This window comes from Bacillus sp. LNXM65 (assembly GCF_002998575.1).
In the GTDB taxonomy this organism is placed as follows: Bacteria; Bacillota; Bacilli; order Bacillales; family Bacillaceae; genus Bacillus.
This window is the reverse complement of sequence record NZ_PVRB01000003.1, coordinates 204,239-229,213: the sequence shown is the minus strand read 5'-3', so window position 1 is coordinate 229,213 and position 24,975 is coordinate 204,239. Positions and strand designations below refer to the sequence as shown.

General features: G+C 42.4%; 22 protein-coding genes and 1 riboswitch. Of the genes, 5 read left to right on the top strand and 17 right to left on the bottom strand.

Annotated elements, in window-relative coordinates; all coding sequences use genetic code 11:
* Nucleotides 1–163: 163 nt before the first annotated feature.
* The 14 genes from C6Y03_RS07200 to C6Y03_RS07135 form a co-directional block, all read right to left on the bottom strand.
* Nucleotides 164–736 (bottom strand): cob(I)yrinic acid a,c-diamide adenosyltransferase, encoded by a 573-nt coding sequence (locus tag C6Y03_RS07200; RefSeq protein ID WP_060597279.1) that lies wholly within the window; start codon nucleotides 734–736, stop codon nucleotides 164–166.
* Nucleotides 737–859: 123 nt separating this feature from the next.
* Nucleotides 860–2,146, bottom strand: coding sequence for a heme ABC transporter ATP-binding protein (locus tag C6Y03_RS07195; protein WP_106039089.1), 1,287 nt, complete (start codon nucleotides 2,144–2,146; stop codon nucleotides 860–862).
* Nucleotides 2,143–3,201: a FecCD family ABC transporter permease gene (locus C6Y03_RS07190; RefSeq protein WP_106039088.1), complete on the bottom strand. Its 1,059-nt coding sequence runs from the start codon at nucleotides 3,199–3,201 to the stop codon at nucleotides 2,143–2,145. Before C6Y03_RS07190 ends, C6Y03_RS07195 begins: the two co-directional genes overlap by 4 nt.
* On the bottom strand, nucleotides 3,167–4,117 hold the full coding sequence (locus tag C6Y03_RS07185) for an ABC transporter substrate-binding protein (protein WP_106039087.1): 951 nt from the start codon (nucleotides 4,115–4,117) through the stop codon (nucleotides 3,167–3,169). The genes C6Y03_RS07190 and C6Y03_RS07185 overlap by 35 nt, the downstream gene beginning before the upstream one ends.
* Before the next feature lie 176 nt (nucleotides 4,118–4,293).
* Nucleotides 4,294–5,682 (bottom strand): glycoside hydrolase family 28 protein, encoded by a 1,389-nt coding sequence (locus tag C6Y03_RS07180; protein ID WP_034660694.1) that lies wholly within the window; start codon nucleotides 5,680–5,682, stop codon nucleotides 4,294–4,296.
* A gap of 20 nt (nucleotides 5,683–5,702) precedes the next feature.
* Nucleotides 5,703–7,196 carry a UxaA family hydrolase gene (locus C6Y03_RS07175; RefSeq protein WP_106039086.1) on the bottom strand — a complete coding sequence of 498 codons (1,494 nt, stop codon included), beginning with the start codon at nucleotides 7,194–7,196 and terminating at the stop codon, nucleotides 5,703–5,705.
* A complete protein-coding gene (locus C6Y03_RS07170) occupies nucleotides 7,193–8,650 on the bottom strand; it encodes a tagaturonate reductase (RefSeq protein WP_106039085.1) in 1,458 nt (485 codons plus the stop codon). The genes C6Y03_RS07175 and C6Y03_RS07170 overlap by 4 nt, the downstream gene beginning before the upstream one ends.
* A 59-nt stretch (nucleotides 8,651–8,709) precedes the next feature.
* Nucleotides 8,710–9,720, bottom strand: a complete 1,011-nt coding sequence (locus C6Y03_RS07165) for a LacI family DNA-binding transcriptional regulator (RefSeq protein ID WP_060597286.1) — start codon at nucleotides 9,718–9,720, stop codon at nucleotides 8,710–8,712.
* A 68-nt stretch (nucleotides 9,721–9,788) separates the two neighbouring features.
* Complete coding sequence (gene uxaC / locus C6Y03_RS07160) at nucleotides 9,789–11,225, bottom strand: glucuronate isomerase (RefSeq protein WP_106039084.1); 1,437 nt, start codon at nucleotides 11,223–11,225, stop codon at nucleotides 9,789–9,791.
* 137 nt (nucleotides 11,226–11,362) lie between these two features.
* Nucleotides 11,363–13,117 carry a HAMP domain-containing sensor histidine kinase gene (locus tag C6Y03_RS07155; RefSeq protein ID WP_066030418.1) on the bottom strand — a complete coding sequence of 585 codons (1,755 nt, stop codon included), beginning with the start codon at nucleotides 13,115–13,117 and terminating at the stop codon, nucleotides 11,363–11,365.
* Between the two features lie 3 nt (nucleotides 13,118–13,120).
* Entirely contained in the window at nucleotides 13,121–13,843 is a 723-nt protein-coding gene (locus tag C6Y03_RS07150; RefSeq protein ID WP_034659958.1) for a response regulator transcription factor, read from the bottom strand.
* A 176-nt stretch (nucleotides 13,844–14,019) separates the two neighbouring features.
* Nucleotides 14,020–14,835, bottom strand: a complete 816-nt coding sequence (locus C6Y03_RS07145; RefSeq protein WP_106039083.1) for an ABC transporter ATP-binding protein — start codon at nucleotides 14,833–14,835, stop codon at nucleotides 14,020–14,022.
* 19 nt (nucleotides 14,836–14,854) lie between these two features.
* Entirely contained in the window at nucleotides 14,855–15,877 is a 1,023-nt protein-coding gene (locus tag C6Y03_RS07140; RefSeq protein WP_034659961.1) for a FecCD family ABC transporter permease, read from the bottom strand.
* Nucleotides 15,878–16,930 carry a FecCD family ABC transporter permease gene (locus tag C6Y03_RS07135; RefSeq protein ID WP_060597289.1) on the bottom strand — a complete coding sequence of 351 codons (1,053 nt, stop codon included), beginning with the start codon at nucleotides 16,928–16,930 and terminating at the stop codon, nucleotides 15,878–15,880. It lies immediately after the preceding gene.
* A 259-nt stretch (nucleotides 16,931–17,189) separates the two neighbouring features.
* On the opposite strand from C6Y03_RS07135, the gene C6Y03_RS07130 reads away from it, so the two are divergent.
* Nucleotides 17,190–18,128: an iron-hydroxamate ABC transporter substrate-binding protein gene (locus tag C6Y03_RS07130; RefSeq protein ID WP_060597290.1), complete on the top strand. Its 939-nt coding sequence runs from the start codon at nucleotides 17,190–17,192 to the stop codon at nucleotides 18,126–18,128.
* A 35-nt stretch (nucleotides 18,129–18,163) separates the two neighbouring features.
* On the opposite strand, the gene C6Y03_RS07125 is transcribed toward C6Y03_RS07130, so the two are convergent.
* The 3 genes from C6Y03_RS07125 to C6Y03_RS07110 form a co-directional block, all read right to left on the bottom strand.
* On the bottom strand, nucleotides 18,164–19,570 hold the full coding sequence (locus tag C6Y03_RS07125) for an amino acid permease (protein ID WP_060597291.1): 1,407 nt from the start codon (nucleotides 19,568–19,570) through the stop codon (nucleotides 18,164–18,166).
* Nucleotides 19,571–19,762: 192 nt separating this feature from the next.
* A riboswitch (Lysine riboswitch) is annotated at nucleotides 19,763–19,941 on the bottom strand.
* Between the two features lie 121 nt (nucleotides 19,942–20,062).
* Nucleotides 20,063–20,206, bottom strand: a complete 144-nt coding sequence (sspJ, locus tag C6Y03_RS07115) for a small acid-soluble spore protein SspJ (RefSeq protein ID WP_034659969.1) — start codon at nucleotides 20,204–20,206, stop codon at nucleotides 20,063–20,065.
* Between the two features lie 82 nt (nucleotides 20,207–20,288).
* Nucleotides 20,289–20,717, bottom strand: a complete 429-nt coding sequence (locus C6Y03_RS07110; protein WP_034659971.1) for a MarR family winged helix-turn-helix transcriptional regulator — start codon at nucleotides 20,715–20,717, stop codon at nucleotides 20,289–20,291.
* Nucleotides 20,718–20,888: 171 nt separating this feature from the next.
* Here C6Y03_RS07110 and C6Y03_RS07105 point away from each other — a divergent pair, with 171 nt between their 5' ends.
* The 4 genes from C6Y03_RS07105 (at nucleotide 20,889) to modB (ending at nucleotide 24,949) form a co-directional block, all read left to right on the top strand.
* Entirely contained in the window at nucleotides 20,889–21,380 is a 492-nt protein-coding gene (locus C6Y03_RS07105; RefSeq protein ID WP_106039082.1) for a metal-dependent hydrolase, read from the top strand.
* A gap of 125 nt (nucleotides 21,381–21,505) precedes the next feature.
* The gene (locus C6Y03_RS07100; protein ID WP_106039081.1) at nucleotides 21,506–23,356 is read left to right on the top strand and encodes an LTA synthase family protein; all 1,851 of its coding nucleotides are present in this window, start codon (nucleotides 21,506–21,508) and stop codon (nucleotides 23,354–23,356) included.
* A gap of 151 nt (nucleotides 23,357–23,507) precedes the next feature.
* Complete coding sequence (gene modA / locus C6Y03_RS07095; protein ID WP_106039080.1) at nucleotides 23,508–24,284, top strand: molybdate ABC transporter substrate-binding protein; 777 nt, start codon at nucleotides 23,508–23,510, stop codon at nucleotides 24,282–24,284.
* On the top strand, nucleotides 24,284–24,949 hold the full coding sequence (gene modB, locus C6Y03_RS07090; protein ID WP_106039079.1) for a molybdate ABC transporter permease subunit: 666 nt from the start codon (nucleotides 24,284–24,286) through the stop codon (nucleotides 24,947–24,949). The genes modA and modB overlap by 1 nt, the downstream gene beginning before the upstream one ends.
* Nucleotides 24,950–24,975 lie beyond the last annotated feature (26 nt).

The following is a 24,975-nucleotide window of genomic DNA, read 5'->3' as shown; positions in this document are numbered from 1 at the left end:
GGCAAAACGTGTCGCAGATTGATCTTTCATTGCGACCAGAGTCGTAACTTCGCTCAGACTAAGCGATAGAACCTAATAAAAAAGCACTCTTCTCATTCGAAGAGTGCTTCAGATTGTTGACAAAGGGCTAAAATGATCTTTATTTTAGCCCTTTGTCTTCTTTTCAGCGTGTAGACCGAAACACGTCTGCGCTTCGTTCATATTCAACATCAGCTTCACCGAGCCGATGATTCACGACTCGTGCGGCTGCAAATAAATAGTCGGATAGACGGTTCACATAGGTGAGTGTAACCGCTGGAATCTCCTCCTGCTTCGCAAGCGTCACAATATGCCTCTCTGCTCTTCTGACGACTGTCCGCGCCACATGTAAGAGAGCTGCTCCTGCCTGGCCGCCCGGTAAAATAAACTTTGTGAGAGGCGTGGCTTCTTCTACATAGATATCCATTCTTTGTTCAAGGACTGCCACTGATGCTTCAGTTAATTTGCCTTCTTTACGTGGTTTGACTGCTGCCAAATCACCGCCGCAGTCAAAGAGCTCGTGCTGTATCACAATCAGCTCTGACAAAATGTCTTGAAACAATTCTCCATGCTGACGTAAATGTGCATGTGCGAGTCCAATGAAGCTATTCGCCTCATCTAACGTGCCGTACGCCTCGACTCTTACATCATCTTTATCGGCTCTCCCGCCGATCAAGCCTGTTTGGCCTTGATCCCCTGTTTTTGTATAAAGTTTCATCGGTGTTCCTCCTTGTCTATTGCTTTGTCCTTTTAGTATAACCTGAAGTGAAAAGGATGTATTTGTTTAACTAAAGCACTGTGATTTTCATCGCATCATAAACAAAAAAGCGAACCCTTTGGTTCACTTTTGAATGGCATTCAATGTATAAAGAAGACGGTGCACTTTCTGTTTTAATCTTTCATGTAAATGCTCATCATCTTCTGTTTCCTGCATACCCGCAGCAGCGATACAAAGATGATGAATGGACATGCTCGTCTCCTGTTTAATCATGTGGACAAGCTGCCCCATGAGCTGAACAGACGATCCGTCTGATAAAGATTCTTTCAGTACAAGCCAAATGGTCAGCTCTTCTTGATGACGCATGCCGTAAAGCACCATGTCGTTTTCTGTGTCTTCAGCAGCAAATTGGTTTGGTCCACTCGTTTGGTAGTAAAACAATATTCCTTCACGATCATCCAGCTCGTCACGAAGTATCTCAGTTCCTGTTCCGAGAGATCTTTTCCAAAAAAAGCCGCCCCTTTTCTGATGTGAGGAAAGGACGCGGAGCGGCTGTTTGAGGGAAAACGTCATTCCTTCTGAGCCATACGTTTTCCAGCCATCCGCTAACTTTGCATTTGATGCTATAGAAGCCCCCGCAGGCTCAATGATCAGCTGAGGGTTTGCTCTTCGCGGGTGTTGGAGCGGTGTTACCTCTGTTTCATACACACGGTTGATTCGCTCAGGCGTCAAGACGTGATGCGGCAGTCCTATCATTTCCGTCTTTCCTTCATCAAGCAGCAGCAGCCGGTCACAATATAAACTGGCGATGTTCACATCATGAAACACGCCGATCACCGTTAGCCTAGAGGAAGTGGTCTCTTCTTTAATTAAATCAAGCAAGTCTTTTTGATAGGCCAAATCAAGAAAACTGGTTGGTTCATCCAGCAATAAATATTCAGGCTGCTGGGCTAATGCCTGTGCCAAGTACACACGCTGCTGTTCTCCCCCGCTCAACTCATGAATGGATTGATCCTTAAATTGTGCAACATCCGTTTGTTCCATTACTTTGTTTACGACCTGCATATCTTCTCGAGTAACAGATTGCAGCCATCCTTTTTGATATGGGTAACGACCGAATTGAACCGTTTCTTCCACTGTAAATGAGAAGGCTTGGTCCGTTTTCTGCGGTAGAACAGCCATTTTTTGCGCAAACGCCTTTGGACGGTAGGATTGAACCAATTGACCGCTCAGGCGTACCTCGCCACTCTCAGGTGCCAGCATCCCAGAAATCATTTTAAGCAAGGTCGACTTACCGCTCCCATTTGGACCAAGTATACCGAGAAATTCTCCTTGCTTTACCTCAAGACTGATCCCACGTATGACCTCTTTCTCTCCATATCCACCTCTGACTTCCTTCACTTGAATCATAGATGCGTCCCTCCTCTATATTTACGGATGAGGATGATGCCGAATACAGGGGCACCAATTAACGCAGTAATGATGCCAATCGGTAATTCAGTCGGTTCAATGATCGTACGGGATAACACATCTGCTAAAACGAGAAAGGAAGCGCCGTTCAGCATAGACAAAGGCAGGAGGTGCCGGTGGTCTGTGATGGCTAAGAGGCGAATAAAATGCGGAATCACAAGTCCCACAAATCCGATCGTCCCTGACACCGCTACCGCACTACCAGTCAGAATTGAGCCAGCAAGCAGCACTATATATTTGCTCCTTTTCACATGTACACCTAATAGCTGTGCCTTCTCCTCGCCATACGTCATGACATTCAAATCTCGTCCCATCAGCATTAATGCAAAGATCCCCACAAGAAAGAAAGGAAGGAAAAGCGCAATATAGCGCCAGCCCCTCATGGACACACTGCCGAGAAGCCAATGAATAATCTCTTTTAGATCATCACCTGTTAAAGCAATCATCAATGATATAAGCGCACCCAAAAAAGAGCTAAAAATCACCCCTGTTAAAATTAAAGAAGAGATGCTCATCCCCCGATGAACAAGACGCGCAAAAAAGAGGACGAGACATAGGGTCACAAGCGCTGTTGTCATACTGAAAAAAGGCAGTGTGAAACTGCCGAGCAAAGGGAGCTGCAAGCTGAAAAATAGTGTCGCGACGGCTCCAACTGATGCCCCTTGAGATACACCTAGCGTATATGGGTCAGCGAGAGGATTTTTTAATAAACCTTGAAAGGCTGCACCTGATAACGCCAGCGCTGCTCCGACTAGTGCCGCTAATATCACTCTCGGCAGCCGGATATTCATCATAATATTGCGATCAATTGAATCTATTGTGCCAATCTGCACCCCGAATAGTTCATGAACAAATATACGGAGAATAGAAGGAATGGGAATCCCTAAGCTTCCAAAGGAGATTCCCATTCCAATGCTCACCACAAGAAGTAAAACACTTAGTGTGTATGCGATGATGAATTTATTTGAACGTGTCAGGATAGATGCTTTTCGCAAGAGCCTCGACTCCTTCAACCAATCGCGGTCCCGGTCTTGATGCGAGATCCGTATTCAATTGAAAGACTTGTTTTTCCTTCACTGCTTTGATCGCATTCCAGCCGTCTCTCTTTTTCAGATCAGCTAAGCTGGAACCATCAATTGTGACGATCACATCAGGATTTCGTTTGATAATCGCTTCTTCTGTCATTTGCACCCAGCCAGTTTGATCGCCAGCAGCATTTTTCGCATGGATAACAGAAAGCATTTCGTCCATAAATGTATTTGTACCTGTTGTATAGATTTCAGGCGCACCTGATACTTCGACAAAGACTGTTTTTTGTTCGTCTTTGGAGATCGCCTCTGCTTGTTTCTTGATGTCATTCAATTTTGTTTTCATCTCATCTACAAGCTTTGTTGATGCTTCTTTTACACCTGTTGCTTCACCGATCATATTGATCGATTTGTACACATCCTTAAAGGAGGTGGCATCATTTATAGTCAGTACTTGAATTCCTGCATCTTCAAGCTGTTTAAATCCATCTTTTGATCCCATCTGCGATGCATGAGCTAATACTAGATCAGGCTTTAAGGAAATGACCTTCTCGACATTGAATTCAAGTCCGCCAATCTTCTCTACCTTTTCAACTTCCTTTGGATAATTGTCAAAATCTGATCGTCCAACCATTTTATCGCCAAGACCAAGCGCATAGGCAACCTCTGTATTACTTGGAATTAATGAAACAATACGCTTAGGCTGCTCTTTGATTTCGACTGTTTTACCAGCTGCATCTTTAATCGAGACAGGAAATGCCGCAGCCGCTGTTTCGTTATTTTGTGAACTCTTTGCTTTATGATCTGTCTCAGCACCTGTACATCCTGCTAAAACACCCATCACAAGCAATAGCGATAGCCAAATGGCCGTTAACTTTTTCATGAATGAACCCCCTGGTTTATGTACTGCTTGACGACATCTCTTCCGTCAATTCTTTTCTAATTTCGGGAATATTATACTACAGTGCAGATAGGTTGTATATGTGATTTCTAAAAGCGTCTTTTTCGTTCTTACTAAAAGAAAAACAGCCTCCGAAAAGACTGTTTTTCACTCATCTATCAATTGATTTGTTCCCCATTGATGACGACTTTCTGAAAAGAAGGAGATACTGCATGCTCCAAAGAAAGTGGATACGTCACATGATCTATGACACAATTTTTCATATTGAAGTGTGTAACGGGGGAATGTGAGTAGGCGGCTATTTTCACACCATATCGTCCGCCGCTGCTTTTCAATCCTTCTACTTCAATATGACGCACAACAGGACGATGTGGACCCGCATCCCCTTCCTCATACATCATGTCGATACAGACCACTTCATGCTTTAAGCTTTTGACTGTGTTGTTTTTAAAGTAAATATGTTCAATGGTACCGCCTCTGACAGAGTTGGTTTTAATACGCAGTGCCCGGTCAAGGTTCGGACTATCCATTACATTATTCTCTGCATATACATACCTGACCCCGCCAGAGATTTCACTCCCGATCGTCACTCCGCCGTGTCCATCACGCATCTCATTTCTACGAATGACAATGTTTTCAGATGAAACCCCTATTCTCCGCCCGTCCTCGTTTCTGCCAGATTTGATGGCAATACAATCGTCTCCATTATCAAAATAACAATCTTCAATGAGCACATTCCGGCAAGACTCCGGATTAACACCATCTGTATTTGGTCCATGCCCGATGATATGGACTCCACGGACGATGACATTTTCACTTAGCACAGGATGAATTTGCCACATCGGTGAATCCTTCACTGTCACTCCTTCAATGAGAACTTGCTGGCATTGGTAGGGCTGGATAAAGCTTGACCTTAAATAATGGCCTTCTCCAAACACTCTTTCTTCTACTGGTATCCTCTTTTCAGCCATTTCAAATAGAAGCTGCCGATCCCGGTCCTGAGACGGCTGGCCATTCGTGCCATACTTCCAAGGCCACCAATGATGTTCATCCCCTCTGCCATCAAGCGTTCCAGCTCCTGTGATGGCGATATTTTCTGCATGGTGTGCATAAATGAGAGGTGAATAATTATAAAGCTCAATCCCTTCATATCTTGTCAGTACAATCGGCAGATAATCCTTTGGATCTTGGCTGAATGCCACATAGGCTTTCTCATGCAAATGCAGCTCTACATGACTCTTCAATTCTAGAGCACCTGTCACAAACGTCCCTTCTGGAATAAGCACACGTCCCCCTTTCAAACGGTGCGCATCATCAATCGCAGACTGGATAGCATCTGTTGAAAGCTCTATCCCTTTCCCATCTGCACCATAATGAACCACATTAAATTCACGATCAGGGAACAGCGGCGCTTTTATCTGCTTTAACACTTGATCGATTCCGTTTGCTTTTTTGTCTTTCTTCTCTTGCCTTGCTAAACGCGTGAGTCCGATTCCTGTGAGTACCGTTCCTGCTGTGATATACATCAAATCCCGCATTTTAAACACGTTCTCATCCCCCAGTCGCCTTAAAGTGTGACACCTGTTTTGAAAATAGCCAGCTCTCTAAAATTGTTTTTTTCATGATTTAATAGCTTTCCGCTCGCCACATCAATGACAGTTGAAATGAATTTTTCTAATACAACATCTTCTGGTACATCTTCAAGCAGTTCTCCCGCATTAAAGTCAATCCAGTGCTTTTTTGTTTCATATAAGGCTGTATTCGTCGAGACTTTCATTGTAGGGACAAACGTACCAAATGGTGTCCCTCTTCCTGTTGTAAAAAGGACCAACTGACAGCCGGAAGCAGCAAGTGCGGATGAAGCAACCAAATCATTACCTGGCGCACTTAATAAATTCAGGCCCTTTCGCTTCAGCAATTCCCCATATTTCAATACATCTTGAATGTCAGAAGTCCCTGCTTTTTGTGTACAGCCGAGAGATTTATCCTCTAATGTCGAAATTCCACCAGCTTTATTTCCCGGGGAAGGATTTTCATATACTGGCTGTCGATGATCCATGAAGTATTGTTTAAAGTCATTGATCATTTGCACAATATTGTCGAAAGTCGCTTCTGATTCCGCTCTCTCCATTAAAATCGTTTCAGCTCCAAACATTTCGGGCACTTCTGTTAACACTGTCGTGCCGCCTTGAGCAACAATAAAATCGGACAGCCTTCCTAAAAGCGGATTTGCGGTAATGCCGGAGAATCCATCTGATCCTCCGCACTTCAAGCCGATTTTCAGCTCAGATAACGGGATCTCTTCACGGTGATCTTCTTTCGCCGCATCATAAATTTCCTTGAGTAAAGCGACTCCCGTCTCAATCTCATCTCCTACTTCTTGGCTTCTTAAAAATTTCACTCTCTCACGGTCATATTCACCTAATGTGGACTGAAAATCTTCAATATCATTATTTTCACAACCAAGTCCAAGGACGAGCACCCCTCCAGCGTTAGGATGCTTCACGGCATTTTGTAAAATGGTTTTTGTATTTTCATGATCGTCCCCAAGCTGGGAGCATCCATAATTGTGCTTTAATACGAGAGCTGTTTCAAACGGATGGATGTTTCCGCCCATTTCAGCGGTGAATATTTGGATGATTTGATCGGCAATGCCATTCACGCATCCAACGGTTGGGACAATCCAAAGCTCATTGCGAATCCCGCTTTCCCCATTTTTTCGTTTATATCCTTTAAATGTAAGATTCGTTTTTTCATAGGGGTTGTCTGTGAATGAAGGCTCGTATTCGTAATCGAGCTTTCCTGATAGATTGGTTTTGATATTATGCGTATGCACCCATTCTCCAGCAGAAATGGTAGTCGTTGCATGCCCAATGGGGTAGCCATATTTCATGATATTCTCTCTTTGCTTGATATCAGCCAAAGCAAACTTATGACCTTTGGGAACGTTCTCTTTTAAGACAACAGAGTGATCTTGATGATGCAGCTCCTCCCCTTGTTCAAGTACTTTTAATGCAATACCGACATTATCTGAAGGGTGAATCACAATAAAATCTTTCATGCCTTCTCCCCCTGACTTTCATATTGATGATGCAGCATTCGTTGAACAGCCGCTCTCATCCCTTGCTCCTGTATGAAGGTAAGCTGATCAGCTACAGCGTGACTCAAATCATCTACATCCGTTAAATTTTTCCCCCATAATGGCTCGCATGATAGAATCCTGGCTGCGATCGCTTCATTGGATTGGTTCTCCCCTTCCCAGGCTTCCTCCATAAATGCCATTACAGTCTCATCATCCTTTATCCTTTCTGCATATGCTCTGTAAAAATAAATGAGACTGCTGAGTGAAAACACGAGATTCATTGGCAGCTGTTTCTTTTGCTCAACATAATCAAGCAATGACGGAAGAACTCGGGTTCGGAACTTGGATATACCATTGAGCGCAATATCGAGCAATTGATGCTTCACAAATGGATTGCAAAAACGATCCCAAACCGATTGTGTATAAAGAAGAAGCTCATCTTGAGAGAGCTCAAGCCCTGGCAGTACTTCCTCCTCCAGCATACGCCGGATGAACGGACCAACATGCTTGTCATCCACAGCTTCTTTTACAGTGTCTATACCACATGAGTAAGCGATTGGCACCATTGCTGTATGTGCACCATTTAAAATTCGTACCTTGCTCATGCGATAAGGCGCAATATCTTCTACAAAAAGGACATTTAATCCTGCTTTTTGAAAGGGAAGCTCTTTTTGTACGAAGGCAGGTGCTTCAATAACAAAGAGGTGATAATATTCTGCCGTGACAAGCAACTCGTCGATATACCCATCTTCCTTTTGGACAATTTCAGCTGCTTCCTTAGAAAACCCAGGAACAATCCGATCCACAAGCGTATTACAAAACGTGTTGGCTTCTTTGATCCATGTGATAAACGCAGGCGGCAGGTCCCACTCAGCTGCCATGTCTATCACATATTCCTTCAAACGGTCACCGTTATGTTCGACCAGTTCACATGGAAGGATGATCAGCCCTTTTTGTTCATCTCCAGTAAATGCTTTAAACCGGTGATATAAGAACGCTGTCAGCTTTCCTGGAAAACTGGCTTGCGGTCGATCCTCCAAGCGATCCTCCTTTCTGAACATAAGTCCTGCCTCTGTCGTGTTTGAGAAGACAAAGCGGAGATCGGGGTTTTCAGCTACGTATAAAAAACCATCGTAATCCGTATACGTACTGATTCCTCTGCTGATCGATTGAATGATCATGCGCTCATTCATTTCTTGCTGGTCATGATAGCCCTGTATACATAAAGTATATAAGCCATCTTGTTCATTTAAAGCCGCAACGGATCCTTTTCGCGGAGGAACAACAACAGCTCTTCCTTTAAAATCTGTGCAGTCGTTCAGCTTCTGGATGTGCCAATTAATAAATCCTCGCATAAAATTCCCTTCACCGATCTGTAAAATCGTTTCCGGATACTCAGGCGCCGGGTACATGGCTTTTGATAAACGTTTCAAATGGATTCCCCTCTCTTCGTGATATGCACACGTGAACATTTATCTTTAAAAGGTGCTGATTACTGCACCTTTTTGACTGAATCTCTGATCATCAGCTCTGTGTGGACATAGATTTTTCCCATTTGATCTTCTTCCTGCTCTTCACCGTTTATGACTGATAGGATGGCTTCTGCTCCAAGTGCACACATTTTTTCGATAGGCTTTTTTACCGTTGTCAGTGCAGGCGTGGTGTAGGATGAGAATGCTATGTCATCAAAACCGATAATAGAGATATCACCTGGACATGTCTTGCCTTTTGCATATAAAGCATTCATTGCACCAATGGCCATGTCATCGTTAGAGCAAAAAAGCGCTGTTGGCGGATGATCAAGGGTCAGCAGGGATTCCATTGATTCATAGCCGCTTTTCATGTGGTAGTCACCTGTGATCATATATTCTTTCTTCATAGGAATATGGTGATCAATTAACGCTTGGAGAAAGCCGGCTTTTCTCTCCTGAGTCGATTTAAAGCCTTCTTTTCCTTCAATGATGGCGATTTGATGATGGCCTTGCTGAATGAAATAGTGCGCTGCCTGATATGCTCCTTGACTATCATCTGCTAATATATTCATCACTTCATTACTTTCTACACGGCGATTCAGCACAATGATTGGAATGCCCTGTTTCTTGACATGATGGATAAACGCTTCATCGTGCTCGCTTTGACTCATAAGCAAAATGCCATCGTAGCGCTGTTTATGAATGGTTGTGTAATCGTGAAAGTCGTCAATTCCCCTTACAAACAGATTATAATGCTCAGTCATCACGCTATTAACGCCCTTTAACGCATCTACAAAGAAGCTTGAAGATGTGCCTTCTGTTAAACTCGTAAAAAACAGACCGATTGTAAACGATTTTTGTGATACAAGGCCTCTGGCATGGACATTCGGTGAATAATTCAGCTGTTTTGCAATCGACAAAATCTTTTGTTTTGTCTTCTCTTTAATAAAAGGACTGTTATTCAAAGCCCTTGATACCGTAGTATGAGAGACGTTTGCCAATTTTGCTATGTCTTTAATTGTGACTGTCATGCTATTCCGCCTTTTATGATTTTTTTCCATCTTATCATAAAACCGCTTTCATTTTCTTACCTTTTTCTTCATGTGATTTTACTTTGATGCTGGAGCTGCTTTGCCCGGTCAAATTGAAAATATTGCTTGGCATTTTCATAGCTGATTCCTTTCACGATCCCCCCTAACAGCTCAAGGTCATAGGGGACTTCTCCTTTTTCTACCCAATCTCCGATGATATCACAAAGCAGTCTTCGGAAATATTCATGCCTTGTATACGACAAAAAGCTTCGTGAATCAGTCAGCATCCCGATGAAACGGCTGATCAGTCCAATACTGGAAAGAGCCATCATCTGCTCTGTCATTCCTTGCTTCGTATCATTAAACCACCAGGCTGTGCCGTGTTGCATCTTCCCCGGTGTCTTCCCGTCTTGAAAGCTTCCAGCCAATGTTGATATCACCACATTGTCCCTAGGATTCAAGGAATAGAGAATGGTGTTTGGCAATGCATCTTCTTGTTCTAAACGATCTAATATTCGGCAAAGCGGCTTTGCAATGTCCTCATCATTCATCGCATCATACCCCGTATCTGGTCCGAGCCGCTCAAACATTTTCGTATTGTTGTTTCTAAGCGCATTGATATGAAGCTGCATCGCCCAGCCACGCTCACAGTATGCCTGACCTAGCATAATGAATGTCTCTGTTTTAAACTTGATCTTCTCTTCTTCCGTCAATGGATGACCAGACATTCTTTTATGAAAGATGGTCTCCACTTCTTCTTCTGACGTTTCTTCATATGTCATTTCATTTATAGCATGATCTGAGATCAAACAGCCGTGTTCATGGAAGAAATCAATTCTTGCACGGAGTGCTTTTAAGAAGTCTTGGTAGGATTGTATTGGAGTAGCTGAAACCTCTGCCAGCTCGTGAACATATTTTGCAAACAGATCATTCGCTATATCGAGTGCTTTATCAGGTCGAAACCCTGGGAGCACTTGTACAGAGAATTCCTCTTCCCGCAGTTTTTGATGATAGTGAAGCGAATCGACCGGATCATCTGTTGTCACAACGGTTTCAACGTTTGATTTCACAATGAAGTCCCTCGCACCAAATCCCTCTCCTTGCAGCTTTTCATTGACTTTCTTCCAAATAATGTCTGCGTTTTTTTCGTTTAATAGGTCTTCGACTTCAAAATATCGTCTTAGCTCTAGATGAGTCCAGTGATAGAGTGGATTTCCAATGGTCATGGGTACGGTCTTCGCCCACGCCAAAAATTTCTCATGATCTGATGCATCCCCCGTAATGTGCGTTTCAGGGATGCCATTTGTTCTCATGGCACGCCATTTGTAATGATCTCCATAAAGCCATGCTTCGGTGATATTTTGAAAGGTTTTATTTTCATAGATGTCTTTAGGACTTAAATGACAATGGTAATCTATAATTGGAAGGTCCTTTGCAAACTCATGGTATAGCTTTTCCGCCGTTGGACTGTTTAGTAAAAACTGCTCATCTAAAAAGGCTCTCATCAAATTCCCCCATCCCTCTTATCGTATGAAAAATAATTTGTTCACGTTAACAATTTAATTGTAATCGTTTACAAAGTTGATTTCAATCCTAAAACAGGAAAAAACGATCTCCTTAAGAAAGGAAAATCGTTTTTTGCCTATTTTACAGAAGGTGATTTTTTTAGGATAATCGCAATAGTTGTTCCAGCACCTAGTTCGCTTTCCACTTGAATATCACCGTCATGCAGCAAGACAAGCTCTTTTGCTATTGCCAGCCCAAGTCCTGTTCCATTCGTTGGGTCATTTGTATTTGTCCCTCTGTAGTAGCGGTTAAATAAGTGATCTACCGTTTCTTGTGCCATTCCGCATCCGTTGTCTTTCATTTCGATCCGAACTTCTTCATTTGTTTCAGATAAAACAGCTGTAATATGAGTGCCTTTTTGGTTATGCTTGACTGCATTCGCCAGCAGGTTCTCAATCACTCGTCTGAACCAGGCTTTGTCGATCTCAAACATGACACCGTTTGTTTGATCTTCAAAAGAGGATGAAAAATCCTCAGAAAAGGAGCTTCTTGAAAACTCGTCCATAATAGAGGCTAAAAATTCACCCAGCTCGACCGGCTTTCGATTAATAGGCAAGGCCCCATTTTTCAATCGGTACGTGAGGTTTAAATCCTCAATCAAGGTCGACATGTATTCTGATTTCTCACGAATCACCTGTCCCATTTCCATGACTTCTTCCTTGGACCATTGATATTGATCAGATTCAAGCATGAGCCCATAGCCGTAAATCGTACTAAGAGGTGTTTTCAAATCATGAGACAATCCTGCAATCCATTCTTCCCTTGTGGTTTGAATTTTTCTTCGGTTTGCTTCATTCTCTTTTAATGTAAGCGTGAGCTGATCCATTGTTTTTAGGATATCCTCAAATAATCGGTATTCCCGCTTAATACGACCTTTTTTATTTTTACTGATTGGAATTCCTTTTCTATTTGTTGGTTCCTGCAATTTATTTCTAGATAAGAAAATCAGCCAGCGGATAATGTGATAGATCGGCAGACCATAGCGATACGAGTACCATAATGTCATGACGATAATAATAGTGAGTGCAAGACCTGCAATCAAGATGGTTCTATATTGATTTAAAGCATCTGTCTCTTTATCATACAATTCGTCTGGGCTATATACTTTGTTTGGTACCGAAACGATCAAATATAGACTTTTATTCACTCTGATATAAGATAGGTCACTTCTAAACTCCCAAGGCTTCGATTGGTACTTAAGCAATTCAACATCTGTTACGTTATGTTTCAAATCGTTTTTGGCTCGAATGCCTTTTAAGTATTTTCCTTCTTCATTAAACAGGTGTACCGATCCATTCATTCTTTTCAAGAACTCTATCGTTTCAAGCGAATATTGAGAAAGTGCAGCCAGATTTTTCTCATGCTGCTTAAGATAATTGGCTACCTTTGTGCTGTTCGTTTTGAACCCATATAACACGATAAAGCTTTCTTGATCAATCTCAATTGGCCAGAAGTACATCTTGTAATCTTTAAATTGTCTTTTTTCAAAGATCTTGATCATTTCATCCTTTTGATAGGATGTTGGAATATTTTTAGGAAGGTGATAGCTATATACGTTATGTTTTTTTGAATCAATCACTTGCAGCCAGCCGTCACGTTTTTTCACTGCTTGCTTGAGCTGATCTTCGGCTTCCATTTTGCCATCCTCGTTAAAATAGAGCCAGCTCATGAGTGTGTCCCCATCAGCCTTTGTTAAACCAGTTTCGGTCATATTCTCATAGTATTTTTTATAATATAGATTCTCAGTAAACGTATTCCCGATCAGCAGAATCGCAATGACGATAAACATCTGTCCGACAAAGTGAAAGAAAAGTTTTGTTCGTAAATTCATGAATTAATTAAGAACCTTCACAGGGTGCGGAATAAATTTATATCCCATACCACGGATGGTCACAATATATTCAGGCTGACTTGGATCTAATTCAATCTTTTCTCTCAGCTTTCGAATATGAACCATGACGGTGTTGTTATCACCATACGACGGGACGCCCCATACTTTCTCATAGATTTGATCTTTTGAAAGAACCACATTCGGATGATCACAAAAGTACTTCAGCAAGGATAGAAGCTGAGCTGAGCATGCCGTCATCTCTCCTCTCACTTTCAGTTCGGCTGAATGAGGATGATATGAGAAATGGGCATATTCATATTGGTTTTGAGCCTCTTCTTGCTCTTCCTGTAAGGAGATATATGTTCGGTTTAAGTGAGCCTTAATTCTAGCCACAAGCTCTAGCGGATTAAATGGCTTTGTAATGTAATCATCTGCCCCCTGCGCAAAGCCGGTCAGTTTATCTACATCAGACGTTCTTGCAGTTAAATAGAAAATGGGTGCTTTCGTATATTTTCTCATTTCAGGAAGAACATCAAAGCCAGACTTACCGGGCATCATCACATCTAGAAGTAAGAGGTGGATGTCCTCGTTTTTGACAACATCTAATGCTTCATCTGCATGGTAGGCTTTATAAATATGCTTGAATCCTTCTTTTTTTAATACGCGTTCAACCATTTTTACAATTGCTTCTTCGTCATCTGCAATCAATATTTTTGCTGTTTCCACGCATCTCTTTCCTTTCTAGCTATGATCTCTAACCGTATATTACCATTGTCTAAAGTAAAAAAGTACCTCTTTTCTGCATAAAAGCGAAAAAATATCAACTGGAGAAAATGGCAGTACTAGGAAGTTTCAGAGACGCAAAAAAACTCGGCTATTCCACCGAGTTCCTTTTACTTTTATTATCCATTCACAGCTTCTAGCTTTCTTTCATGATTCATTAAGTCATATGTTAAACAGATCGGCTTATTTGTTCTAGGATCAAGTACAATTTCTGCATCAATGTGGAATACCTGACCAAGCACCTCTTTGGTCATGACCTCATGAGGCGTCCCATCTTTGATGACTTTTCCTTGATTGAGGGCAATCATGTAATGAGAAAAACGTGCCGCATGATTCAAATCATGAATGACCATCAACACAGTTCGTCCCTGCTCTCTGTTTAACCGTTCTAACAGCTGAAGAATCTCGAGCTGATGCGCAAGATCCAAATACGTCGTTGGCTCATCTAATAGAAGCAGTTCTGTTTCCTGGGCAAGTGCCATCGCAATCCATACACGCTGACGCTGTCCACCGGAAAGTGCTTCAATTGGCCGGTCATGAAAAGCGATCATGCCCGTTTCCTCAAGTGCCCATCTGATGATTCGTTTATCTTCATTTGATAAGCGACCAAATCCATTTTGATGTGGGAAACGTCCATATGACACAAGCTCATACACTGTCAGTCCGCTTGGTGCTTCGGGCGTTTGCGGTAAGATCGCCATTTGTTTTGAAATTTCTTTTGTAGGCGTTTGATGAATAGCCTGACCATTTAAGTGAACAGCTCCTTGATGGGACTTCATGATCCGGGACATTGTTTTTAAAATCGTTGATTTCCCGCATCCATTCGGCCCGATCAGTGTTGTCACCTTGCCTTTTGGGATACTGATATTTAAATCATCTACAATCAAACGGTCCTGATAACCGATACAAAGCTTTTCTGTTTCGAGCGATTTCATATGTTTTTCTCCTTCCTCATTAGTTCGTTTTCATCAATAAGTAAATGAAGTAAGGTGCGCCTAAAGCAGAAACGACAAGGCCAACTGGCACCTCTGATGGTGCAAGTATGACGCGGCCAAGTGTATCTGCCAGTAATAATAACAGTGCGCCAATCAACGCGGAGGCCGGTATCATTCCTTGATGCTTTGGCCCAACAAGCTTTCTCGCCAAGTGCGGTGCGGCTAACCCTAGGAACGAGATACTACCTGCAACAGCGACACTTGCACCTGCTAATGCAACGGCAATCAGCATCAGAAAGCTTCTTTCTTTATGAACCGAGATCCCTAAGCCATAGGACAGCTGGTCACCTAAATTCATGATATTTAGGTAGCGTGCTCTCACAAGCGCTAACACAAGGAAAATGAGCATCCATGGCAGAACAGACAGGACATACGTCCAGCTTGAGCCCCAAATGCTTCCTGATAACCACACGATGGCTTGGTTAAAGTCATTTGGGCTCATTTTTAATTGGATGACCACAATCGCTGCTGAAAACGCAGCATTAACGCCAATTCCCGTTAAAATCAATCGAACAGGTGTGATGCCTTTTTTCCACGCTAACACATAGATGAGAAATGCAGCAAAGCCTGCACCTGCAAATGCGAAAAGCGGCAGTACAAAAATCGTCAAATTACCTAAGTTCGACATCGTGCCTTGGAATGCAAAGATAAAGAGCACAACGGCAAATCCTGCGCCCGCATTCACACCAAGAATACCGGGATCAGCCAAGCCGTTTTGAGAAACACCTTGCCAGATAGCTCCTGATACAGCGATGGAAGCACCAACAAGTAAAGCGATGATCATTCTTGGAAGTCTGAATTCGAACAGCACAAGCTCATCCATTTCACTTCCGAATCCAAAAAATGTTTTCAATGTATCTATCGGAGAAATACGAATTTCTCCGGTATTTAAACTAATCAGAAATACCGCGACGATGGCTAAAAAGATCATCAGCATCGTTCGTTTATATTTCTTTTTCTTTGCCTGCTGCACCATTTCCATTTAAATTCCGCTCCTTTCACGTCTAGCTAAATATAAGAAGAAAGGAACGCCTATAATCGCAGTAATGGCACCGACTGGCGTTTCAAATGGAGCATTGACTAGCCTTGCAGCAATGTCTGCATAAATTAACAAAATGGCACCTAAAATAGCTGAGCAAGGGATAATCCATCGATAGTCCACTCCGACCAAGAATCTAGTGACATGGGGAATGACAAGCCCGATAAAACCAATTGAGCCTGCCACCGACACAGCAGCACCGGTTAAAAGAATTACGACCAATATTCCTAGCACCTTGACCGTTTTCGTATACTGCCCGAGCCCTTTAGCCAATTCATCACCTAAGCTCAGTACAGTGATCGAGCGAGCAAGGATCATCGCAATCAAAAGTCCTGCAATAGCGACTGGAATAATGACCTGAATGTTGCTCCAATTCACACCTGCAACGCCGCCCGCATACCAAAAGCTCATGTCCTGAGCGACATCAAACCGGATGGCAATTGCTGAAGAGATGGAGCTTAAAAGTGCCCCAACCGCCGTACCTGCTAGTGCGAGCTTCACTGGGGTCAGTCCTCCCTTAGACAGAGTACCGACACCAAACACAATAGATGCACCGAGTGCGGCTCCAGCAAATGACCAAAGAATTAATGTGAAAGAAGATTGACCTGGGAAAAATGCAAATGCTATCGCAATCGCAAATGCAGAGCCATTTGTCACACCCATAATTTCAGGAGACGCAAGCGCATTTCTTGTCATCCCTTGCATGATGGCACCAGATACAGCTAAAAAGGCACCGACGAGTGCAGCCCCAACTGTACGCGGCAGCCTCAATTCCCGAATGATTTGATGTGAAGTTTGTTGTGGATCAAATTGAAAAATGGCTTCCCATACCGTGTGAAGATGAATATTTGCTGCTCCTAATGATACCGATAAAAAAAGACCAAATGCTAAAGCGATAATTCCTATGATGACAACAGCTGCTGTTCCAAAGGGTTTCGTGACAATATCCATTGCATCGTCCTTGGCTGGCAGCTGTTTATTCGATTGTGAGCCCAAAACCAGTCTCTTCCTTTCCGTTCATATCTATTCCTCATTAGTGATAATGATTATCAATCTCGAAGTCTAGTATATCATTTTCTTTTCTTTTTGAAATCATTGTTCTGAACATTTTCTTTATTTTCATCAAAAAACCGGGAGAAACTTACCATTTTTCTTTAGGTCCTAAAATAGCCGATGCATTTTTCATCCCATCATGTTACGATATAATTGAAATTGAGAATCATTATCAAAAGAAAGTGAATAGGAGAGAATCTTTGTGAAAAAACGATCGGGATTTCTTTTGATTTTCTTAGCCGTTCTTATGCTTTTTACAGCTGCTTGCGGCAGCACTTCAAATAAAAAATCTGGCGCCAACCAGAATGACACAATCACCTATCAGGATGTCAAAGGTGAGGTCAAACTCCCTAAAGATCCGAAACGAATTGTGCTTCTGGCGGAAAGCTACTATGGAGACCTCGTGACACTTGGCAAGACGCCAATTGCTGCAACTGCACCCATCTTTAAAAACCCTTTCTATAAGGGAAAAACGGATGGTGTCAAAAACCTTGGACCAACCCCTTCTGTCGAAAAGGTAGCGGCTTTGAAGCCAGATATGATTATCGCTTGGGGAGAAGACGAGAAATTTGATCAATACAAAAAAATTGCTCCAACCGTTGCAATTAAATACAATCAATATTCCTTTAAAGATCAGCTAAAAGAATTCGGTAAAATGACAGGTACACCGAAAAAAGCAGCAGAATGGATCACAAAATGGGATACAAAAATAGCTGAGGTAAAGCCTAAAGTAACAAAAGCGGTCGGCAGCAAAACCGTTTCAATCGTGTCGCCTTTTGATAAAGGTATTTATATCTTTGGAAACACCTTTGCGCGCGGAGGCGAAATCATTTATGACGAGCTGAAATTACGTGCGCCAAAGGCAGTTAAAAAAGACGCTATCGACAGCGGTGTCGGCTATGCAAACATTTCCCTTGAAAAGCTGCCAGAATACGCAGGCGACTATATTTTCACTAGTCCATGGAGTGGTTCAAAAAGTAAAGGAGACCAAGTGTATGAAAGCAGCATTTGGACATCACTGCCTGCTGTACAAAATAAACACGTATTTGAAATCGATCCTGTCGGTTATTTCTTTAATGACCCAGTGTCACTAGAAGGACAGCTTGAGTTTATTGTGGACCGATTAACATCCGCATCATAAAAAAACGTTTCTCCATATGTGGAGAAACGTTTCCCTTATTCCGTTCCTTTGGCGAATCCTTTTGACATGAATGGATAAAGCAAAATACCTACTAAGAACAGACCGATGCCAAGTCCAAATGTTTTCAAATCAGCTGTGCCTGAAATAATGACCCAAGCGGAATACCCCATCGCAACAAGCGCAATGATTCCGTCTCTTGTTCGCTTCCCTTTTTGAAGATCATACGTGTCACCTTGCATGATGACCTTAAAGCTATAGATCGAAGACACAATATACGGAATGAGATACGCAAGTGTCGCTGATGTCGTTAAAAAGGTAAAAGCTTCATTAATCGTACGGGACATCACTGAGAAAATAAACAGTTGTGACATGATATTTGTAACTGTCAAAGCAAAAACAGGACTGCCTTTTTTGTTTGTTTTTGCAAATACTGCTGGGAAATCGCCAGCCTTTGCTGCTTGATACGGTACTTCTGAACCAAGTAAGATCCAGCCAAGCATCGAGCCAAATAAACAAATGATCGCAAGCAGTGCCATGACTATTCCGCCAGCCGGTCCAATAATGAGCTGAAGCACGTCAACGAATGGTTTATCTGAGCCTTGCAACTGATCATGCGGCAGGACGCCCATTGTAATCAATGTAATAATCATGTAGATGGAAAGTGCGATTAAAAGACCTGTAATCGTTGCACGTTTCACATCGCGCTGCGAGGATGCTCTCCCTGATAAAATCACAGCTGATTCGATGCCAATAAATGCCCATAGTGTGGAAATGGCCGCATGATGAATTTGGCCTCCAAGTCCGAGCACTCCTTCGCCTTCTGCTGCAACTGGGAAGTAATAATGTTCAAATAATGCCGTTTGGAATGCAAATAATCCCGCAACAATAAAAAGGACGAATCCAAGTACCTTTGAAAAGGTCGTAATAAAGTTTAATTTACTTGCAGCGCTTAAGCTTGTAATTAAGATCGTATGTGTGCCCCAAAGAAGAATGGTACATACAATAAACGTTGTCAGCTGACCAAGTGTGATCGCTTCTTTTCCAAAGGTGAAAATCTCCGTCTTCACGGTGAGAATAGGGAAAAATGTCGTTAAATAACCGGCAAGACTCGTAATAATTGCGACATTACTAATCCAGCTTGCCACCCAATATCCCCAAACCATTGTAAAACCGGCCGCTTTCCCTTTTTTCGGATCGTTAAAAAGCGCTCTTGCATAACTTTGTGGTCCAGCCGTCAGCTGCGGCTTATGAATGGACAAATGCCCAAAAACAAGTGCAATCATCAGCACACCGCCACCTGTAACAAGCCATGCCATCGTCACACCTAAAGGACTGGCATGCTGGGCAAGTGTACTTGGCAGCATAAAGATGCCTGACCCTACCATATTTCCGACGACAAAAGCCGTCAATAACCAAAAACCCCATTTTTTTGTCTGTTCCATTTCCGTACCTCCGTTATATTCACTTCGGACCAGACCCGGCAGTATCTTCATTGATATATTCGTGAAGCAATGACTTGTATTCTTTATGTTCATCATGGGTCACTTTCTTAACAGCATACCCTTATCTTAGATACTCAGAACATAAAAAAAAGCCTGAACAACAGTCCATGCTTTTCAAAACATACACCTTGATCTCCGGATAGCCCTCCACGCTTCAAAGACGTGGCAGTCCTGCATTTATTCAATGCAGACCCAGCATAAAGAAAGTTGGAGCTCTCTCTACACTTCGGCGCTGATGCCTTTTTTCTCATGATCTTCGATTCCATCTCTCCCATGAGTGACTCATCATCCGCGCAACCTCTACCTCACTGAGACATAGCGTGAGGATTTCTATTCATTTTTACTACACGAAGGTTATCAAACATTCTCACATCTGTCAAAGGGAAAAACATAGAAAAAAGGCAGAGAATCATTTCTCTGCCTATTACCTGCTTATTGATCGTTGTTTTTCTTCTTTTGTACAGCTTCCTGAAGCGGATCGCCTGCTAGCTCTTTGCTTGCTTCTTCTAACAGCTGATCAACCTGCTTGTGGTCTTGCTCGCTTTTCGCCTTTTTATCCTTTTGGAAAAATGACATCGCTGTTTCCTCCCTTTTCATAAAATGCGGTTGCCTGTTTAATTTGTGCTACAGTGCGCCTCATTATACAAGGTGGAAAGGCTCAATCATCATGGAAGGTCTGTCTCATTTTTTGCAAATACGTCAAAAAGGTCTTTAAGTCTTCCTTTGTGAAGTCTGACATCATATGCTGAATCACCTTTCCGAAAAGACGTGTATGCTTTTCATAAATCGCTACCCCTTTTTCCGTAGCTTCTAACCGGACTAGCGTGGGGTCGTCTTTGTCACGTTCTCTCTGAATATAGCCCTGCTCACATAATTTATTGAGTGCAATGGAGGCTGCACCTGGGTTTAAGGAGAGTCTTTGTTTCAGCTCTTCGGCATGTGATACTTTGCCTTGTATCAAAATAGAAAGAGCATATATCTGCGGTGGCGTGATGTCTTTTTCTAACTCAAGTAACTTGCGGTTTAATTTACGGCTGACTTCATAATGTACGAGAACAATTTCTTTTAAAATGTCTGCATTACTCATCCGAATCGCATCCTTATCGTTAGTATCAACATGACTTCCCCCTTATTATAGAATGTTTTTCCAATCAGCCAACCCTTTTGTCCTCTTTTTCTTTAGAAATAAGCCTTGCTGAATGAATTCACCCTTGATATAGTGAGTACTTGAACAAAAGATAGAACAGGAGTACGCATCATGACAGGAAAAACACACATTATGGGCGGAATCGCCGCCTCAGCGGCCGTCGCCTACTACTACGGACTCGACCCAGTCATCATGGCTGCAGCTGGATCAGCAGGTGCTCTGATCCCCGATCTTTGCCATACAAAAAGTAAAATCGGCAGAAAATTTCCGCTGCTCTCGACACTAATCAGCAGCGTGTTCGGTCATCGCACGTTTACACACAGTTTATTATTTCTGCTGATCATTTATTTTCTCGCGACAACATACATTCCAAATGACAGCTTAAGTACCGGTTTACTCGTTGGAATGGCGAGCCACCTTATCCTTGATGCAGGAACAGTGAACGGCATTAAATTTTTATTTCCAGCTTCCATTAAAGTGCGTCTCCCCTTCTATGTCAAAACAGGCAGCACAGGAGAACAAGTCGTACTAGCTGCTCTCACCGTCGTCACCTGCTATTACATCGCCGTCATCTGCGGCATATCTATCCCAATCCAGTTCTAACAGAATAAAAAAAGAGTTTTGCGAAAAAGACAGGATATGAATTGATCATTCCTCATTTTTTTAGTAGGTTTAAGATAAGTGTTTTTGCCTTGCAGCTGAATACAGAATGGTGAGGAGATACATAAATGAAAGCGTTTTTCAAAAATCACTGGTTTTTAGTGTATTCCATCCTTTTCATGTGGATGAAAACATACATCATTTATCAATTCGGATTTCACATACGAACGGCCAATCTGTTTCATGAATGGCTGCTTTTGATCAATCCACTTAGCTTTTTGCTCCCTTTGTTTGGGATTGCTCTTTTTTTAAATGAAACCAACCAAAAGGTTTTTTTATTGACCGCAAATTTTATTCTAACGGCGATTCTCATCTCGAATACGATCTTTTATGGTTTTTATATTGATTTCATTACCATTCCCGTGTTATTCCAAGCGAAGAACATGGGAGATATGGGCAGCAGTATGACGGAATTATTCCACCCGCTCTTTGTGCTGATGCTCATTGATTTTGTGGTACTGGCATGGCTGCTCAAGCGCAAACCATTAGCCCCAAAAGCGTCATTCAAGACGATCAAAACGTATTATGCGGTCTGCTGCAGCTTCTTATTGTTTCATGTCAGCTCAGCTATGATGGATCACCCTCGATTTCTGACAAGCTCTTATGATCGTGAAGTCATTGTCAGAAACCTCGGGCTTTTCCAATTTCATCTGTATGACGGTGCTGCCCAAACGGCACGCATTGGACAAAAGGCCTTTGCAGATGAAGATACGCTTTCTACTGTAGCAAACTACACAAAGGCTGATTACAGCGCACCAAACGAAGAGTATTTTGGACTTGCTAAAGGCAAGAACGTTGTGTTCATTTCACTTGAATCGACGCAGCAATTTGTCATGAATCAAAAGGTGAATGGACAATCCATCACTCCCTTTTTAAATCAACTGGCTAAAAAGAGTTTTTATTTTGATGAATTTTATCAGCAGACAGAGCAGGGGAAGACGTCGGATTCAGAGTTTATTGTCGCTAATTCCCTCTACCCTTCTAGCAGCGGCGCTGTCTTTTTCACAGCGAGTGACAACGAATATGACACGTTATACAAGCAGTTGAAAAAGGAAAACTATCAATCCGTCCAATTTCATGCGAATAATAAAACGTTTTGGAATCGTGATGTGATGTATGAATCGCTTGGAATTGATCGTTTTTATGATGTCGATTCATATCATGTCAATGAACGGAATTCAACTGGCTGGGGCTTAAAAGATATCGACTTCTTTGATCAATCCATTGATCATTTAAAAAAGTTGAAGCAGCCTTATTACAGCACATTCATTACACTGACCAATCATTTTCCATTTGAAATTGACCCGAAGGATCAGTTTATTGATGAATATGATTCGTCCAGTACCATTTTAAACCGCTATGTGACGACCGTCCGCTATCAAGATGAAGCGGTTAAAATGTTTTTTGACCGTATGAAAGAAGAAGGATTGTATCACAATACGATGTTTGTCCTCATGGGTGACCACTATGGCATCTCAGAGGCACATCATGAGGCAATGGCACAGCTGCTCAATAAAGAGGAAATCACGCCGTTTGATGCGGTCAAACTGCAGCGGGTACCCTTTTTGATTTACATTCCAGGTGTCACGGATCAAGCACCGCAGACCATTTCTGAAACAGCTGGTCAAATGGACGTAAAGCCGACACTTCTTCACTTACTTGGGATTGAAACGAAGGATGCCATTCAATTCGGCAATGATTTATTTTCAAATGAACGTACGCCTTTCGCTGTACTGAGAAACGGGAACTTTATTACAGATGATTATCTCTATACAAAGAACACCTGCTATGATCAAAAAACAAAAGAACCTGTTGAACAGGATGAGGTGTGTCAGCCTTATATCGAAAAAGCCAATAAAGAGCTTTCCTTATCAGACAAAGTGATCAATGGGAATTTGCTGCGTTTTTATCAGAAGTAAACAGGATAAAACGATCCCTTTTATCTTCACGCTGAAAGTCGCCATTTGGCGGCTTTTTCTTTTCTCTTTTTACTGAAAGCCTATGAATGCTCAAATAAGTTTGCTTATAATAAAGGGAACCACATGATATTGAATGATAAGAGGTGTGAACATGAAGTATACATTCTTAGCCTTCATCTCCATATGTTTGCTCCTGAGTGGATGCCAAACAGAGATGATGCCATCTAATTCGAATAAAAAAACAGAGCTTGTGATTTCAGCAGCGGCAAGTCTTCAGGATGCACTAAAGGAAATTGAAGCCTCCTTTCACAAGCAACATCCGAATGTGTCATTAACGAATAACTTCGGGTCATCCGGCGCATTGAAGCAGCAAATCGCTCAAGGAGCAAAAGCGGATCTTTTTTTCTCAGCAGCTGAGGAGCCATTCGATGAACTTGTTCAATCTGGAGACATTGATCAAGATTATATCAAGGACGCTATACAAAACGAGCTAGTCCTTATTGTGCCAAAAGATTGCTCTTCCTCTATTAAAAGCTTTCAAGACGTCCGGCACGTAAAAGGAAAGATTGCTCTTGGTACACCTGAATCGGTTCCTGCTGGTACATATGGCAAAGAGATCTTCACACAACTGAACATATGGGACCAAGTGAAAAAGAATGCTGTCTACGGCAAGGATGTGCGGCAAGTCCTAAGCTACGTCGAAACAGGAAATGTAGAAGCAGGTGTTGTGTATAAAACAGACGCCCTCGTTTCCAAAAAAGTAAAGATTGCAGCTGAGGCAAATCCGGACATGCACTCCCCGATTATGTATCCAGTAGGGATTGTAAAAGAGACAGAACATCTAACGGAAGCCAAGGTCTTTTTTCAATTCCTTCAATCTGATAAAGCCAAATCCATTTTTAAGAAATACGGCTTTCAAGTGTCGTAATGGCTATGCTGACTGAAGAATTTCTACCACCCATTTGGCTGTCCATTCAAGTGTCCATCGTCAGCGGACTGTTGGCCACTGTTTTTGGCACAACGGTCGGCTTTTGGATGACGCGAACAACTTTTAAAGGGAAAATGATTGTGGAAACGTTCCTGATGATGCCGCTCGTTCTCCCACCAACAGTCGTTGGCTTTTTATTGCTCGTCGTATTCGGAAAACATAGTGTAATAGGGGGCGCGATTGAATGGATCTTCCATCAGCCGGTCATTTTCACATGGTGGGCGGCGGTCATTGCTTCGACAGTCGTGGCATTTCCGCTCATGTATCAATCAGCAAAGGCGGGCTTTTCTACAATTGAGTCAGATATTGAAGGGGCTGCAAAAGTTGATGGTGCTCATTCATTCCAAGTCTTTGCCTATATTACGGTACCTCTTGCCCTGCCTTCCCTGCTGTCTGGCAGCGTCCTCAGCTTTGCGAGAGCCCTAGGAGAATTCGGAGCGACCTTAATGTTTGCCGGCAACATCCCAGGAAAAACTCAAACACTCCCAACCGCTATCTATGTGGCGATTGACTCTGGACGAATGGAACTTGCTTGGGCCTGGACGATTTGTATTGTGATCTTATCTTTTATTATGCTTTTGGCTGTGCGCAGAAGCAGTACATAAAAAATCCCCTTTCTCATATGAGAAAG